Origin of the sequence: Nitrospira sp., assembly GCA_037045225.1 — a bacterium.
Taxonomy (GTDB): Bacteria; Nitrospirota; Nitrospiria; order Nitrospirales; family Nitrospiraceae; genus Nitrospira_A.
The window spans coordinates 3,751,793-3,768,583 of record JBAOHZ010000009.1 but is presented as its reverse complement, the minus strand read 5'-3'; the positions used below and the strand labels follow the sequence as shown (position 1 = coordinate 3,768,583).

Below are 16,791 nucleotides of genomic sequence, written 5' to 3'. Positions count from 1 at the left end.
GCTCACGTATCCGATAAGAAGCACAGTTGCTCGAGGAGAGGTCATGGAACACATGCCGCCGCCGGCCGCAGGGCTCAAAACCTCCAACCATCCCATGTACCGCCTGCTCCGCGAAGGGTGCATCAAAGAGTTCAACGTCAAGCGGGCTGGGGGTGAACTGGTCGACCTGACCGGATGTGATCTACGAGGGCTTGACCTACGCGGGCTCGAAACCGATGGGATGGACCTCAGCGGGTGTTATTTCCGGCAAGCCGATCTTCGCGGCATCGATTTCCGCAAGGCAAAGCTCGAAGGAGCCAGCATCAATGCGGCCAAGATTTCCGGCGTCTACTTTCCAATCGAACTCAGCGCAAGTGAAATCGAACTCTCCTTGCTGCACGGCACGCGAATGCGGTACCAGCCCAAGCCCTGACCGCTTTCCAAGCGATCAACTGCCCGTCAAATTCAGCCGCACTCGAATCTGCGTGCCTTCAGAAGGGGCCAACTCTGCCTCCACCAGAAAGACGCGCTCCTCAGACAGCCCACCCTGTTGGATCAATTGCTCGCGAACAACTTTGGCCCGCGCTTGCGCCAACAGGCGTAACTCCGAGTCTTCAACCGTCATGGCCGGAAACAATTGCTGGCGCAGTTCGTCGGCCGTCAGCACCAGCTCGACGACCTTTCCGCCCGGCAGTTCTTCACGTTTCGTCGGTTGTTTTCCCAACTTTTCCGCATAGAGATCACTCAACAGTTCAAACTCACGTGCAGGCGACGGCACGGCTTGCATATTCTTAGTCCCGCCCTGAGTAAACCGGCGCTGCACCTCGGCCGCAATATGCTGCAGGGCAAGCGCCTCCCGGTCCTTGATAGGATCCGCAATGCCCGTCACGTCGATTCGGAGCGCCGGGCGCTCTTGCAAGGCCTTGGCGACGGATTCAATCTTGCGCTGTTCGCCGCTGTCCACGGTCTCACGGCCGGCCTGGAACTCGACGAACTGCAAATCCTTCCCATTCCCCTCGACAAGTCCCTCCAACGCCGAGAACGGAGAGATCGCCGCCTTGGTAATCAGATTGCCCAACGCATTCAGCACCACCCGTCCGTAGTGAAAATCCGGTTCGTTCAAGTCCCCGCGCACCGGCATATCGATATCGATCCGGCCTTGTCGGTCCTTCAACAAGCCCACGGCCAGACGAACCGGCAGGCTGGTGGCATCCGGACTGTCGGTGTGCTCGCCGAATGTGAGCTGGTCGACCAGCACCTTGTTTTCTCCGATCAATTGTTGCTTGGAGACTTGATACATCAGATTGAGCGACAGCTTGCCCTTCGTGATCGGATACCCGACGTACTTACCCGCGTAGGGCGACACCGCCGTTAAATCCACCCCCTGAAACAGCAAGGTCAGGCGTGTGAACATATCCCCGCTCAACGGATTAATGTGCCCCTGAATCTTCAGCGGAGCGACCTCGTCCACGGTCCCGGTCAACGCCACCTCAGCCTTGGCGACCTGCTTGGAGGACAATCCCTTGATGGTGCCGCTGAGGCCTTGAATCCCGGTCGTGACGATCGGGGTGATCGATTCATCGACGAAGGTGGCGGACAACTTGGAGAGTCGGACGACATTCACCTCGATGGGAGTAGGCCCCGAAGCCTGCTTGGGAGCGCCCGTCTCAGCCGGCTTCGGCGCCGGAGCGGGTGGCGATGCCTGCGTCTGCGCATCCTTGGGAGCCTGCAGGACGCGCGAGAGATTCATGGTCCCGTCGTGAGCCGTCACGAGGCGAATCGATGGATCGCTCCAGACGATCTCGCCGATTTTAACCGCCGTCGGCGACACATCGAGTGCGACCTTATTCAATCCCAACGCGGTCCAGCCAAGAAATTCCTTGTCCGACGCCCGGTCGGCCACATGCAGACGATTCAACCCGGCCTGACCTGTATACCGAAGCATCGGGCCCGTATCATGTTGACTGCGATAGGCGAGCTCCCCATCCAATTCTAACTCCCCGTCCCGAATCTCAAGCTGCATGGTACGATCAAGATAGGGCTGAAACGGCCGCAGGCCAATATGCGCTAATTTCATCGTCAGCGTCGTGGACAGCGGATCCAACTGTAGCGTGCCCTGACTCTCGAACGTCCCCTGCTGATTGAACCGGAAACCGGCCGACACCGGCAGTGAACCCTTGAGCGGCACATGAAGCCCGCGCACGGTCAGATGCAGATCGTCAAACGCCAACTGCACTGGCGTCTTCAGACGACGATCCTCAAAGGCCACCTGCGTCTTCTCCACCTGAATGGCCTGCACATCCACAGACCAGGGATGCTCCGGCTCCGCCGCCGGTCGTTTAGGCTCTGCCGGCCTCTCCTGGGAGGGGGCAACGGGGGCGAACAGCGACGTAAAATTCACCGCCCCGTCCTCAGCCAACCAGGTGCGGATTTCAGCGCCCGTCAAACGGACCGTTCCAATACCGACTTCCTGTTTCGGCAGATCCATGCGAATCGAGTCGAGCACGAAGCTCGGCACGACGAGGACCGGATCGCGGTCGCCTGCTGCCGACAATCGGAAATCCGACAACACGAATTTGCCGTCCGTCACCTGCAGATTCAGCGGCGCACTTTTCTGATCGAAATGATATCGCGCGTCGATACCCACGGCCCCGCTCAGAATATCGAATCGAAACCGATCGCGAAGACTGGGCCAAAAGGTCTTCAACTTGATGTTGGAAAGGGACACGCGCCCGTCTGATTCCAAGGGATCAAAATGGACCGTTCCTTCCCAGGTGACACTTTCCCCTTCATCGAACTCAGCCGAGAACACATAGGCGTCTTCGCCGCCGCGCCGAGTCCCAAAACTACGCAGCGTGATTTCAATCGGCACCACATCGATCGTCACCGGTGTGCGCGTCGAATCGTCGCGATACTCGATCACTCCCTGCCGGATACTCAGCGTGCGGATCTCTACCGGCGGGAGCGGTGCCTTCTCCGTGTGACTGTCGGGTGGTGGCGCGGCAGGCTCTGCCGGCGACTCGTGAGCCGGCGGCACAAGCTCGAGCAAATTCAATTTCCCGTCTGGCTGGATATGCACAAGGCCAAATGGAAGGGTCAGGCGGATTTCATCGAAGATGTACGCGGAACGTACCAGCGAAGTCCCTTCGAAATTGACGAAGAGTTCCTGAAATCCGAGCATCGGCGTCTGATCAGGTTCCCGAATCTCGAATGCCGTGAGCGTCAACGAAAAGGTAAACGGGTTGATCTGGATATCATCCAGCACCACAGGATGCCGAAGACGCTCGGACAAGGCAGGAATCGCGTAGGTCTTGATGGCATAGGGCGCCACGAAGAACCCCAGGATGGCATAAAAGGCAACGGCGCCACAGAGCAGGATAAGGGCGATGCGAGACCGACGTAACAGCGTCATATCAGGAGCAGAATGGACAATGGTGCGCCCGGTTGGAATCGAACCAACGACCCTCAGCGTAGAAGGCCTTTCGGGCACCGATGTTATTAAGGACGAACGTGCGCAGGATAGCTACTACATTGGCCTAGAACAAGGGGAAAATGTCTCAGGAGTTCCTCCTACGCGTGATGAATGCGCAGGGGTAATCGAAACCAGAATGAGGCGTCAACCGGGAGTGAAATCAGGAGGGGGATGTGTTTTCCCTAAAATGGCGCGCTGAGGCAGATGTCCGTCTGAATGGCCCACGAGCATACGCTGTGTGATTCGCACCCAGCTTCTCAACCACATGGCCAAGCCTTAAGGGCCATTCCGATGCACGAGCGAACATGGTGTAGCCCGCGTTACTCATGACGGTTCGTCGCGAAAGCGCCGAGTCACGTGGCGAGCCGGACGGCCGAAGGACCATCGTAGCAGTGAATCGGCAATTGCAGCAGAAATGCTCAAGAATAATGCGGGCTAGGTCTTGCCGATGGTTCCCGAGTTCAGTGTGAGCTGATCGAGCCACGACACGGCCTCATATTTCAAACGATGAAGGTTTTGACCGAACTGAAGCACTTCGGCCCGCAATTGGGTGAGCATCTCTGCCCGTAGCCGTAGCTCTTTCTCCCCGTACGGTCCCCCCGCCCCGATCAACAAGGTATGCAGGTGAGACTCTTCTCCACTTTTTCCACCCCATCGGCCTTCCGTCTCCCATCGTTGCTTGAGCGCGTCACGTACCGTGCGTGTCGCATCTTCTTCCGACGGACTGTTCAGATAGCGCCACACCGAGAGAGGGAAGAGTTGAGGGTCCGAAGGCCCATCCCAGAGTTCCCACAAAAAGTTATCCGGATGTCGAAATTCTTGATCGATATGGACGATGGCATCGACACTTCCAAACCCTGTCGCGATCACTCCTCCAAAGACTTCATTGGCCTCTGCCGCAATATCATGACCAGCCAGTAGGAGCGCGCCTGGGATGATCCCGATAAAAATATCGGAGGCAAACACGGCGAAGAGAGCCTTTTCTGATACGCTTTGGTGCGCTTCACCGATCGCATACGCCACATGGTCGCTACGAGACGCTTCGCAATCGATGGCCGCCATGAGCCGCCTCACATCGGAGACGGCGATTGCAATGCGTCGGCTGATTTCCTGGCGCGCAGAGAGCAGAGGGAGCACCAGTTCGTCCCCGCGCTGATCTGGTTCCAAGGACTGCAGCGTACTCAATAACTCCAGGATGCCGATTTGACCCGCCGTACGCTGCGCGTCGGGAGAGAACCGCACGGCGGTTGACGTGAGTGTCATCACTTCGGGAGACGACGCGGCTGCCACCAGCTCTGAATGAACCTTTGCAGGCGGAATAGCGGCTTGCAATGGTCGAGGGAGGGGGCATCGAGACACCAAGGCATCCGCTTGTGCCCGAGGCGCGACTTCAAGAGACGGAAGGCATCCACCCATGGCCAACAACAACACCACGACCAATGAGACGCGGGTGGTTTCGTACGTCATCTCGATCATGGCTAGGGTTTGGCCACCAGCGGCGCATCATACGACGCGATGGCCATCACCTCATACATCAACACGTTGAGATCCTGGCCCATACGAAGGACGGCTGATTTCAAATGATTGAGCATTTCAGAGCGGACACGCAAATCCTGGATCTCATACGTGCCCCCCTCGCTCAGAAAGAGGGTCGCCCGCGCGCGAGCTTGCTTCGAATCCGATGCACCCAACCGCTGTTCCTCTCCCCACCGGTAGAGCAGCTCTTGGCGAATGGTCAGGCCGGACTCGTCTTCCGTGTTCAAATAGCGCCACACGGAATGAGGGAACAGCGCTGACGCTTGTTTGTCGTCCCATAATTCGGTGAGATGGTTACGGGGATGAAGAAACTCATGATCGCCACCGAGAAAAATCGTCGCCGCGCCCCCAAGACCGACCGCGATGGTTCCCCCGGCAATAGCGTTCGCGGCGGAGATTGTAGCCTTCCCGGCTAACGAGAAGGAGCCGGCGACGACTCCGATCAGCGCATCCCCGATGAGCGCCAAAAACAGCGCCCGTTCTTGTTTGTCCTGCCGTATCTCGGTGAGACCGTGAGCGACATGGTCGGCACGGGTCTCTTCACAGTCAATTTCCGTCACGGTGCTGATCACATCAAACGAGGCCAATGAGATCCGATCCATGATCTGTTGATGACGCCACAACAAGAGCCATCGCTCGCGCAGCGTGGGATTTCCAACGGCATCAAGTGCGGCGAGTTCGTGCAGCACGTCCTCTAACTCTAAGATCTGAGCCAACCTGGAAGCGCTCGGCGAGAGGGCGAGTGCGCCCACAGGCTCAGCTCTCGAGGGAAGCGGTATGGGCAAGGGAGGCAGAGCCGTCAGCTGTTTGACTGTCGGCATTCCGCAGCGACTCTTTACGGCGTCCTGAGTAAACCGCGCATTCTTGTATGGATTACTGACGCACCCCGGGAAGGGCAAGAGCGCCAGCATTAAGATGAACGAGAGTCCACGACGATGTAATCGCATAAGGGTGACCACAGTAACAAACCGGCGCGTGCCAGCATCGGACCAAGGCATCTGAATCTTTCTATCACCCCCAAGGTTAAGACCGCATGAGATCCGAATGAAGATTTGACCAACTCATTCACCTTCACCACATCTTCATATGCTTTTCAGGCCCTCCCCCGATGGCACAGACACCTCCAGCAGAAGGAAGGTGACAAAATCGGAGATCCTGCCGCCAAGCCCCACACGGCGTCAGGTTCCCAACGCCTGCACGTCCAAGGCGCGCCGGGCAGAGCGAACGAGCGCGGCTCACGCGTGAATATGCAACGCTGCAGCCGGAGCGAGCATTTCTAACCCGTACGGCGGAGTACTTCGCGAAGGAATCGCCATGAGCTATCGGGCGATTGAAGAGTACGGCCCTCGCGATTTGATGTGATTGATGCGCCGGACGTTGGCCCTATCCCCTGCGGGCTATCACACCTGGCGTGGTCGACCGAAGAGTCCTCGGGTGACAGTCACAAGGAAATCTTTGAGGACATTGGAGTGCTCTCCAATCGGCAGCGGCGTCACTCCCCCCTCGGCGAGGACTCCCCGGCTGAATTGGAAGCGAGCACGGCAGTGGCTGAACCAGGTGTCCACAAAATCGGGGGAAGGTCAGTGGAGACAACTCAGCGGGATACACACCTGACGCCGAGATTTCTCAGACATGCGGCAAACAGGGAAACCTGAGAATGGCTCAACCGATGACAGTCAGGTAAAGACAGAAACCGGGAGCCTAATCGGGAGCGCCGGTGCGAGAGGCGGCAAGCAGTTTGCGGAATCGATTCATTTTTATGGTGCGCCCGGTTGGAATCGAACCAACGACCCTCAGCTTAGAAGACTCACCAGAAGTAATTGATATTAATAAAGATTAGGTGTGATTCCGGCTCCTAAATCAATGCCAAACCAAGCGAAAATCTTCCTTGCAGGTGGGACTAAGTAGCATTAGGTTGGACTGGCAATCGGGAGCAAAACCGGGAGCGAACCGGGAGTAGAATCGGAAGTACTTTCAGGCGAATCCCCACTTCCTACAGGACGCGGGCCATGTATGGTGACGATAAAGTGTGCTCGACCATAAAACTGAAATCCCCACAGGGATGAGTCTGGGGCGTCCCACGCTCTGCAATAGCGGTATCTGAATACCCTATCGCCTACATTGGCTAAACTGGCTAACGTTAGGATTTCAGTCAGCGGTGTAAGATCAGGCCTATAGTGCGTCTCAACTATTGCTTCTGGAATCAATCTTTGACGGTAATGATGCCACAGCAAGCCTACCGCTATACGTTCGACAACGCGCCGTATCCTACGGGAGTCGAATCCAATTTGTGCCGCCCTTCCCACATAGAGGCCTCCAGGTGTCCTAAGATCACATAGTCTAGCTTGACTAAGTACCAATCTACGCAATCCCAATCCTGTGTGGGGCATCACGCGTTCTGTCCATAAGCGAGTAGCAACTGGATCTCTATAGGCTGCCTCCCCTATCATCATCAGACGAAAATATTCGTCATCTAGTCCGAATGACTGATTGCAGGTAGGACAAGCTGGAACTGTTATGAGATGCGGTCTGGGTTTAGGAAATAAACATTTTGGCGGAACATGATCTTTCGTGGGGACAAAGCCACCACCTGGACAATAAATGCATTTTATTTCTGAATCTTGCGGAGACGGCGTCGCAGGCAAGTCACTCTCCAATTTCTGACAAGTGCCACATGTACGTATAATTACGATTTACTCTTCAGGGGACCCCTCTTCTTGTTGACCTTTCTGGCTAATGCCTGAAGTCTCCTTTTCCTAGGATGATAAATTTCATCCAATACAAGTGCAAACATGTCATATGAATCCATCACATCATCCATATTGATTTGACCAGTGGCATGGCTTCCAGCATTTCCTAACCATTTAATTGCTGAGATAAATTCCTTGGTTTGATCATATCGCTGGGGAAGCAATCCTATGCGCTGATGCAAGCTAATAAAACTTCTTCGCTTTTTCTTAGAAATAAATCTGGGCACCTTCAGCTCAGTGAGGAGTTCCTCTACTGCCATACGAACACTGTTTGATGCAGCGCTGGGAGAGGAAAAGAATAGTTTAAACGATTCGTCAAGCAATGCTGAAACAGCAGGCGGACAATTTTCAGGCATTTCAATTAATCGAAGATGAGGTTCAAAATACTTTGGGCGGAAGTACTCTCGAACATCAAAGTGCGACTCACCATCCTCGTCGACGAAATTGTCCTCTTCAACTGAACCATCCCCTGTGCAAGCAACGATTTCGTCACATTCTCTATTTCCGCAAACAAGTAAGCAGGAAAAAGTGTATGTAGTCCAACTTGGGTCCCAATACTCATGGTTAAAGGCAATCTTGGACTTTCGGACTTCTTCATGTTTAAAGGTGTCTGCCTTGACCCGTAGAGTTCCAGTCCCACATGTCGGGCACGGCCACCCTCTCTGAAAATTGATGCGAAATGGTAGCTTCCATACGGTACGATCAATTTCTGATCTCATTATCTTCCTCTTCAAAATCCAATCGGTTATCGAAACTCGACTCTCGTATTATTCTAGAGTTTTGGTTGATTGGATATTGATGATAATCGTCAAAGGAAGTCACCCTGCTTCGCTTAGTTCTAGACGGGATACCGGCTGAAGACGAGAGCGTTGGTGTATCCTCACCTGAAGCAAATCGACGTCCGCTGTCCCGTAGTGGAGTACCGGCTGTTGCGGCTGCGTGGGAAAGGCATTGCGAGAAATAGTGACCATCAACCGATCCACGTAATTCATGAGTTCTCGTTGGGTGATTTTCCCGTCCCGGTTGTCATCCGCTGCCCCCTTCAACCCATCGATGACGACGCCAGTCAAGAGCCCTCGTCCTGCATAACCTTCCTTGGCGGCTTGCAGCGTTGCAGAGGCTGCAAGCACGCTGATGTTGTTTGTAAGCCCTCTGCCCTTCCCCCCCCCAAGCGATAACGGTCCGTCCGAAAGAAGAGGGTGCTGCATCAAGGCGCTTATAAACGCGCTGCTTTCACACGTATCCAAGATAAGGACCGTGTCGCCCTGTCGCCCCTCGGAAATCAGCTTTAGTAATTCATCGGGCGAAATTCCACTATGCGGACCGCTGGTTTCAGACAGCCGCGTATCTGCCGCCGGTATCAGAAACCTGTTGTTCGGAGTGGTCAGTGCGTGGCCTGATATAAACAGCATCAGCGTGTCTTCTGGACGCGCGGTGTCGCGAGCGGATACAAGCAAACTAATCAGCTCATCCTTGGTGGGCATGTCATGCGGAAACACATGTAGTTGCGCGCCGTCCTGTTTTAGCGACGCAGCCAACGCATGCGCATCGCCTTCGGCGAAAGGCAGGGGATGTAGTGCGGGGTCTTGGTACTTGCCAATTCCAACAAAGGCGCCGACCATCCTGCCCGTACCTTCAATGCCGCTTTGAGCTGTAATTTCTCCCAGTGCAAGTGCCGAACTAGCACCTCCCTCCTGTGAGAACAAGCCCACGCTCAGGTTGCCCTGCCTCAGACCCTGCGTAGGAAAGGCGAGATGCATCATGCCATTTTTAACTGGTTCAACAAGCCTTCCTGATGCAACGGCATCGCCATCCACATAAAGTAGGCTTTGTAGTGGGTCTTGGAACTCAATCGGCACTTTGAGCAAGAGTTCCAGCACAGCCTTTTGTCTCGGGTTGGTCAAAAAGTCTGAAGGAAGGGTGGCGGCAAGTTGTAGCGTACTAGGTGTGCGTGAAGATTGCCGCACCACATCGCCACTGGTGCGACCTCCGGTCAGGAACCATGTATTGGATACGGTTCGGTCGTAACGCCGCACCTGGCAGAGCAGTCCAGCGTCAGTCCAAACAGCCGCATCGCCTTGCTTGTCAAAAGCTATACCAAAGACCGAACCGGTGATTCCTCTCTGACGCCACAGAAAATCGCCTCGATCGACGCCATAAACAGCCAGGTCACCCCATCGGCCTCCAACCCACAGCTGAATACCATCTGGGCTGAACGCAACCGCCGTGACCGGTACCTGTCCTGAAGTCTGGACGGCCCTGAGTGCCGCTGTGCTAAAATCATAGACATAAACTGTCGGCGCATTCGCGGAGAGTGCGTGATCGGCAGCAGAGTCGATATACATCCGCTCTACGCGCACAGAGAAGGCAAGCATGTTTCCGCGGGGCGAGAAAGCCAGGCTGGAAACCCACACCTTCAGTCGTGCGCTTACCTGCGTCCATTGCGGTGATTTTATGAATGTAACCCGGCCCTTAGTCCTCGTGTTATAGACAGCAATACCATTCGTGCAGGCAACCGCGAGCAGGCTCCCTTTGTCTGTCACTGCCATCCGGCTCGAATACGCCGAGCATCCCGAAGGAGAATCGTCGGCACGGATGAAGTCGACCTGAGTGGGCGGGACATCAACCGCGTTTTTAGACCATGTCACAGTGCCGATCTTCTCGGGCCGAACGACATAAGCTTTGTAATCGTTGTCCGGCGCGAATATGGCCATGCTATCCCAGACCTGTCCCTGTTGAACCTGGAAATTGAGGGGGACCGCTGCTACAGCGTAGGATTCGTTACTGACACGGTCACCTTTAAGGGGACGTGACACCGTAAGAACATCGGTCTGATTGAAAGCAAGATAGGCTTTGGTAACTGCATTCACCGCGGCCCACGAAGGAAAAACCTGTAGCCGCAGCCTGGGAAGCATGCTCAGATATCGAGCCTCTGGGACGCTCCAGATGGCCGCGCGCCCCTCCAGATCACGCACCAGTGCAAGTTCACCGTCAGGTGTGACGTTGTCAACGAAGACTGTGGACCTGGGTTGTGACGGTACGCGCATGGCGAGGCTACCTGTAGGCAGCGACATGATTTCCAGCGATGCTCCACATAGCGCGGCTAGGGTGCTTGCCTGATCAGCTACCGCTTCACGCAATTCCGGGGCCAGAATTTGGCTCCTCTGTCGGGTATAAACTAACCGGCTGCCTTGGGTCACGCGTTGCAGAATACTAGTGAATCCGAGATCGTCCAGCGCCAGCACAGTTTTTCCTTGCCCTAAGGCAATCAGTTGGTCCGTGAAGGAAAGAGCCATATTCTCACCCTCAATCTCGAACGAACGCTCCTTGCCGTTGATATCAAAGACCTTGCCAATCGGCATCAAGCCCGCGTCCACACTTGACCAAAGAAGATCGTCGAAGATGAACTCCAACCTGCGCAAGTTACGGTCGGCCAAACCTTTGGGTATGGGCAAGTGCTGTCCCGTTTTCCAGTTAACCAGGTAAAGGGACAATTTTTCGTCGAACAATGCGACCACGGGCAGTTCCGAAGCGATTGTGGCTTTAGTGAACTCTGAGAATAATGGATGGTCGTAGCGCCACAACGTCTTAATGCTGCTAGATGAGAAATCCAGTACGTCAACGGATGCCCTGCCGGGTAGTACTGCCACGGCCCAGTGGCCATTGCCCGACACTTTGACATCGACATACGAAGAAGCAGGAAGACGTGCCAGGACGGTGGAAGGACTCGATGCGTCCAAAAGCTCCACGGCCCCGGAGTGGTAGACCAGGAGGATTCGACTACCGCCGAGAATGTATCGGGCCTGATCGACGTCGCCTGCGGTAGCAAGCGTGTCTTTCAACGGATCCTTGAACGTTCCCAGAAATACTTTTCCGGTCTCGTCTGTAGCAAGCAGTTTCTCGCCGGATGTGTCCTGAGAGATGCACTTGCAGGCTCCATTGAAGACGGTAGATGCGAGAACACCAACTGGCTGTGAGACCCACCAAAGGCCCAGCAGGCTGGACCACACCAGCCGTGATGCGGCCTGCCATTTCATTGGCAACCCGTCTGTCGCATCCAGTTCAGACCAGCGAGCGCAGCTGGGGACGAATAGAGACTGGGCTTACTCACCATCCATTTCCCGAATTTGCATGACTGGATCAACAGTTCGTCTTCGCTTGGGCCTCTGGCGGTGCGATTGGCGAGCAGCTTGTGCGGACACTGGCCTAGTGAAATGCCACCGCTGGCATGACGGTTGAACCAGTGTGCGGCACTCGCAAGTCCTTTGAGATACCCGATGCATTGGTCGCCACTATCTAGGTCGCCCATCGGTGCGCTGTTTTCGCTTACCATTTCGCAAACGACCATGCAGGCGTTGCCCAATGCTTCGGCTGTCAAGGGTGATTGCGCGTGGGCCGATTGAACCGCCAATGCGGCAAAGAAAACTAGTGCGATATATAATTTCATTGCATTATCTCTTGCAGGCGAAAAGAGTAGTAATCAAAAACTCGGTGGCCGACGTGCTCCGCATCCGGCGCAGGTCAGGACTGTCCATCAACTGCGCACGCGCGGCTCCGTTGGGCAGACTGCTGCAGGACAGCAGGGTTCCAGTGCGAGCGGGCACCGAAGGTTGAAGCGCAGAAATATTGAGACGCGCGAATTCTGCAGTAGCCGCCAGGAAACTGTTGCAAAAGGCGACGTTCTGCTTTCGGACCTGCGCCAACATCGGGTCTGCAGTCTCCGTCGAAGAGGCCCACCCGCAAGTGGCTTGGACATGCTCGACGTTCAGGTTCCCTACAGAATATGCATTGACCAGCGCGATCATTTCCTCTGGCAGCCGATCACCTCCAAGACTCTGGATAGGCATCACACCACTGAGTAGAAGTACTGCGACTACTCGATACAACGGAAGATATATGCTCATCAGATCTCCAGAAAGTTAGCCCAGCGCAACAGCTTTAGTTCCTCGCGAATTTCATCACGCTGCTTGTCATCGGCATGACTCCATACGTTGAACACCTTAATCGCTGCATCGGTGACGGGAGCGACGATCGCGGCGATAGCTGCGATAAGTGCCGGGTTTTTTCGCTTTTCGTGAGGGCTGCTGGCGGCTCGGCTCGCTTGAGCGAACTCCACCAGCGCGTCGATCTGTGCCTGCAGTTCCTTGCCACGCGCCGCTACGACTTTCGAATCAAGCCGTCCATTCGTGGTGAGGGAAATCCTGATGGTGTCGAGCCAAGTATCGGCAGCCGTCTTTGCCTTACCATACAACTTCTCTGATACGGCAAGATTGGGTTTAGACTGCTTGTGCATGGCCTTCAGATCTCGCACCTCGTTGTACGCAATGCTGCGTAGCCTCGAGAAGTTGGAAATTAAACCGACGAGCGATGCTTCGTCCTTGTCGGTAACCTGGGCAGCGACGTCAGAGACGCAAGCCCAAAGCAATAACCCTGCGAGTACGCAAAAAGTGTCTCGTCGGCAATGGTTCGCAATCCTCAAGAGCATGGTCGCACTTCCTCTGGCGAAGTATTAGGAAATACTGGAGGCAAAAGTAGCCTCTCATTCAGAAAAAATCAACCTGCATGTCTAGCGCGTTGGGGAGCTTAAACACAAAGTTTGCGGTTGACTGGATGGACCTCAACATCGAAACCTGGGCTCTCATTACCTCTACCCAGGCAACATGCTCGTTGATAGGTTTTTGGAAGATGCTGTGCATTGAAATACATTCGCGGTGAGAGAATACTTCAAACAGTTTAAGAAATCGAGTCTTGCCTATTGTCCATAACTTATCAAAAATATGCGTTCCAGTTTCCTACTTTGACCATATAGATCAAGTGAAGCGGGGGCTGCGCCCCCGATCCCCCCGGCCGTCCGGTCCAGTGGTCCGGAACGGCCGGGCGGCCTCGTTGGGCGGAATCTGTGCGTTTAATTCTCCCCATGGTTTCAGTATCCCTGTTCTTCTTTCTGTGCTTGTAATCGTCGATCAACCAGAGAGGCGGCCAAGCTGACGCATCGCCGCCTTGTACGAGGAAGGAGCATGGTTCCCTCTCACCCGTGTGGGATAGTGGACGGGTGACAGGGACAAACTGATTAGATTGGCTGATCCTCATCGTCGCCGCGTGAGCCCCGCACAATCCGCACAGAGCCAGACCTCACTGAGGACATCGTCCACGACATAACAGAGTCTCGCCCAGGCTCGTTCTGACTGACAGAATTCACAGAGTCGTTCCTTCGTATGTTCAGGACAGAGCCAGGCCTTTCGTGCACGGTCGTAGGTGGTCGCTTCCCGTCCGCAACAGGCTGGACCAAACAGGCTTGGCAGTTTGAGACTACATCGATGCCCAATCATGGTCACACCTCCTGATAGACGAGCCCCTTCCCCAGCACGAGTTGCAAAATGGTGCCGCTGAACCAGATGGGATGCCCCGAGAGCAGATCCTCCCAGGTCTTGAGAAATACGATCTTGGGGATTTCAATCTCGTCCCTGATCCGGCGATACGCGTTCCTGCTGGACCATTGGCTCCGCATCTCTTCCCACAGCCGGCTGATGGGAAAGCCGAGGGACCGTTTCCAGGACCAACACATGTTCACGTAGCCGCATTGATCCTGAACGTATTGGCTAATGACGTAGCGACTGAGACGATTCCGGGAGCGATGGCTGGACTGATAGGCCTTGATCCAGACGACGGGAGCGCCGTGCAGGGCCTGCCATTGTGACGAGAGCCATTCCTGGGAGATCCAGAACCGCCGGGCACGTTCCCCATCAGGAACCCGCCAGGCCCAGAAGATATGGAGCACCCCATGCCCCTCTTCCGTCCGGACTTGGTAATACTCCAACCCCTGAAACCCGAGCTGGCGTTCGATCCGTTGCCGCAGTTGCTTATGATGGTAGGTGAGCTTCTCGGCATCGCCACCTTCTGCCGTCGAGAGTGTCACCCAGAGCACTTGGAACTGGTGACATTCCCAGAACCACAGGAGCGACCGGACCCGTTGATAGCCCCGTTTCTGCTTCCTGGTCCATTCGCCGGCGACGGGCTCCCGCCGGAACTCCTTCCAGCGGCTCATCGGGCACCTTCCGCCTGAGGGATCGCAGGCCTGAGACCGGCAGAGAGAATCCGCTCCAATTCCTCAATGGGAATCCGCACGGCACGGACCGATGGCTTCACATAGGCAATCTGCCGTTTCAGGATGTATTTCCTGATCGTGCTTTCCTTCAGCCCTAACCGGTTCGCCGCTTCCCGAATGGTGATCAATTTTGTACTCGGGACCATGAGGCACCTCCTTAGAAGAATGGTTGACAAGAGATCACGCCTAAAACATTATTAGACGTGACGACTCTTGACAGCCATTAGCAAGACAGAGGTACACTTGCCAAACAAATTCATCCCTAAATGGCCGTCGAGGCCGAGACTATTTTCGATGGTGTTGGGATCAGGAATACGAAGAGGGTTCGGCGTGAGAAAGGAGCGGAAGGCATGAGCACACAGGGAAAGGCCGAGCAGGCATTTCAACAGGAGTACGAGAAAGCGACTGAGCGCATCCGCACGGTGCCGGATGGCGCCGTCGGGTGGGTGCTCAAGTTCCTGCAAACGGACCTAGAAGCCTTGACGCCCACGGAATGGACGCTCTTGGCGTTTGAGGTCGCGGCGTTCGTCGATGAGACGGGGGACCGATTCGGCGGGATGGTGGCACCGGAAAGTGGCTGGAGCGTGGAAGGGGTACCGAGTGCAAAGAACTATCAGACGATTCCTAGTCGCAAAGAGGCCCAGGACATTCAGGCCACCGTCCTGCATCAGTTAGAACTCTACTGGCACGAAGGATACACCGCCTTCACCTTTCCCCAGATGACACTGGTCGTCGTCTCGCCAGGTAGCTTCTCCGACGAGGCCGGGACAATCTTCGTGAGCGCGAAACGCAAGGCCAAGGAGTTTGAATACCGCTTTGTGCACCTCTTGGCTCAGTCGGGGGACTACATTCGGCGCTGCCCGGAATGCGCCAAGATCTATTTGGCGATCAGACGTGACCAGCTATACTGCCAGCCGCGCTGCCAGAACCGAGTCGCGGCGAGAAAGTGGCGAGAGGCCCAGAAGACCGGAGAGCGAAAGGAGAGCCACCGTGGCAAGAAAAGCGGGAAAGGATAGAGGCATCGTCGAAAAGCCGACGGGATCCGGGAAGTGGTGGGTACGGCTAATCATTAACGGCCGGGAAAAATGGTTCCGTGCCACCAATAAGAGCCAAGCGAAAGCGCTTTATGGTCGACTCAAGGCCGAGGCGCGTGAAGAAACCTACTTCCCAGAGAAGTATAAGAAGACGAAACAGGTCACGTTACGAGCGTGGATTGCTCGCCATCTTGAGGGTTGTTCGAATCGAAGCGTCGCCAATTCACGACGGTATGGCAGGTTTTGGTCACTGTTGTTGGGGAATCGAACCTTGCGGGACATCTCTACGGAAGACTTACGCCGGATTCAGACACAACTGAAGGTACGTTACGACTTGAAGAAGGCTAACGTAACCAGGCGCAAGGCTCCGCCGACTATCAATAGATATTTCTCCTATCTAAGGCATGTCCTCACGCTGGCGGTGAATGACGGCAAGATTGACCGCAACCCTATGAGCGGCGTGAAATTCTTTCCGGAGGCCATCAAAACCCGCTTTCTAACCGACGACGAAATTGCTCGCCTCCGCAACTTGATGGAGCGGCGAGTTTGGGAAATAGTCGCATTTGCGATTGAAACGGGGTTACGACGATCAGAACAGTTTAAGCTACGATGGTCGCAGATCGACATGGATAATCGGGTACTCAACTTACCGATGCCCAAAGGTTCGAAAAGCCGTTATGTGCCATTGACCGACGGGGTATGTGCGCTACTCTCCGGGTGGGATTCATTCACGAAGTCCCCTTTCGTATTTCCCGGAAAAGACCCTCTCAAACCCCTGGACGCACGCTCATTTGTCAAATGGCACTTTGACCCAGCGCTACGGCGAGCCGGAATCGTTGGCGCAAGTTGGCATTCCCTGCGGCATACGGCAGCCACCCGGCGGGTATTATCCGGCGCGAGTCTCTACGGCGTGCA

At 55.3% G+C, this 16,791-nt stretch carries 12 protein-coding genes; 2 read left to right on the top strand and 10 right to left on the bottom strand.

The window, feature by feature from the left end; translation table 11 throughout:
• The first annotated feature begins 43 nt into the window (after positions 1-43).
• Positions 44-412 (top strand): pentapeptide repeat-containing protein, encoded by a 369-nt coding sequence (locus tag V9G17_18615; protein ID MEI2754609.1) that lies wholly within the window; start codon positions 44-46, stop codon positions 410-412.
• A 15-nt stretch (positions 413-427) separates the two neighbouring features.
• Here V9G17_18615 and V9G17_18610 read toward each other — a convergent pair whose 3' ends face one another.
• From V9G17_18610 to V9G17_18565, 10 genes are all read right to left on the bottom strand, one after another.
• On the bottom strand, positions 428-3,391 hold the full coding sequence (locus V9G17_18610; GenBank protein MEI2754608.1) for a DUF748 domain-containing protein: 2,964 nt from the start codon (positions 3,389-3,391) through the stop codon (positions 428-430).
• 495 nt (positions 3,392-3,886) lie between these two features.
• Positions 3,887-4,927 (bottom strand): hypothetical protein, encoded by a 1,041-nt coding sequence (locus V9G17_18605; protein ID MEI2754607.1) that lies wholly within the window; start codon positions 4,925-4,927, stop codon positions 3,887-3,889.
• A gap of 2 nt (positions 4,928-4,929) precedes the next feature.
• Positions 4,930-5,808 carry a hypothetical protein gene (locus tag V9G17_18600; GenBank protein MEI2754606.1) on the bottom strand — a complete coding sequence of 293 codons (879 nt, stop codon included), beginning with the start codon at positions 5,806-5,808 and terminating at the stop codon, positions 4,930-4,932.
• A gap of 1,865 nt (positions 5,809-7,673) precedes the next feature.
• Positions 7,674-8,456, bottom strand: a complete 783-nt coding sequence (locus V9G17_18595) for a DUF4145 domain-containing protein (protein ID MEI2754605.1) — start codon at positions 8,454-8,456, stop codon at positions 7,674-7,676.
• A 99-nt stretch (positions 8,457-8,555) separates the two neighbouring features.
• Positions 8,556-11,774 carry a hypothetical protein gene (locus tag V9G17_18590; protein ID MEI2754604.1) on the bottom strand — a complete coding sequence of 1,073 codons (3,219 nt, stop codon included), beginning with the start codon at positions 11,772-11,774 and terminating at the stop codon, positions 8,556-8,558.
• Entirely contained in the window at positions 11,771-12,184 is a 414-nt protein-coding gene (locus V9G17_18585) for a hypothetical protein (protein ID MEI2754603.1), read from the bottom strand. Before V9G17_18585 ends, V9G17_18590 begins: the two co-directional genes overlap by 4 nt.
• Positions 12,185-12,640: 456 nt before the next feature.
• Positions 12,641-13,222, bottom strand: coding sequence for a hypothetical protein (locus V9G17_18580; protein ID MEI2754602.1), 582 nt, complete (start codon positions 13,220-13,222; stop codon positions 12,641-12,643).
• Positions 13,223-13,823: 601 nt separating this feature from the next.
• The gene (locus V9G17_18575) at positions 13,824-14,066 is read right to left on the bottom strand and encodes a hypothetical protein (protein ID MEI2754601.1); all 243 of its coding nucleotides are present in this window, start codon (positions 14,064-14,066) and stop codon (positions 13,824-13,826) included.
• A 2-nt stretch (positions 14,067-14,068) separates the two neighbouring features.
• A complete protein-coding gene (locus V9G17_18570) occupies positions 14,069-14,782 on the bottom strand; it encodes a hypothetical protein (protein MEI2754600.1) in 714 nt (237 codons plus the stop codon).
• Complete coding sequence (locus V9G17_18565) at positions 14,779-14,988, bottom strand: helix-turn-helix domain-containing protein (GenBank protein ID MEI2754599.1); 210 nt, start codon at positions 14,986-14,988, stop codon at positions 14,779-14,781. Before V9G17_18565 ends, V9G17_18570 begins: the two co-directional genes overlap by 4 nt.
• A 204-nt stretch (positions 14,989-15,192) precedes the next feature.
• On the opposite strand from V9G17_18565, the gene V9G17_18560 reads away from it, so the two are divergent.
• A complete protein-coding gene (locus V9G17_18560; protein ID MEI2754598.1) occupies positions 15,193-15,858 on the top strand; it encodes a hypothetical protein in 666 nt (221 codons plus the stop codon).
• Positions 15,859-16,791: the final 933 nt, after the last annotated feature.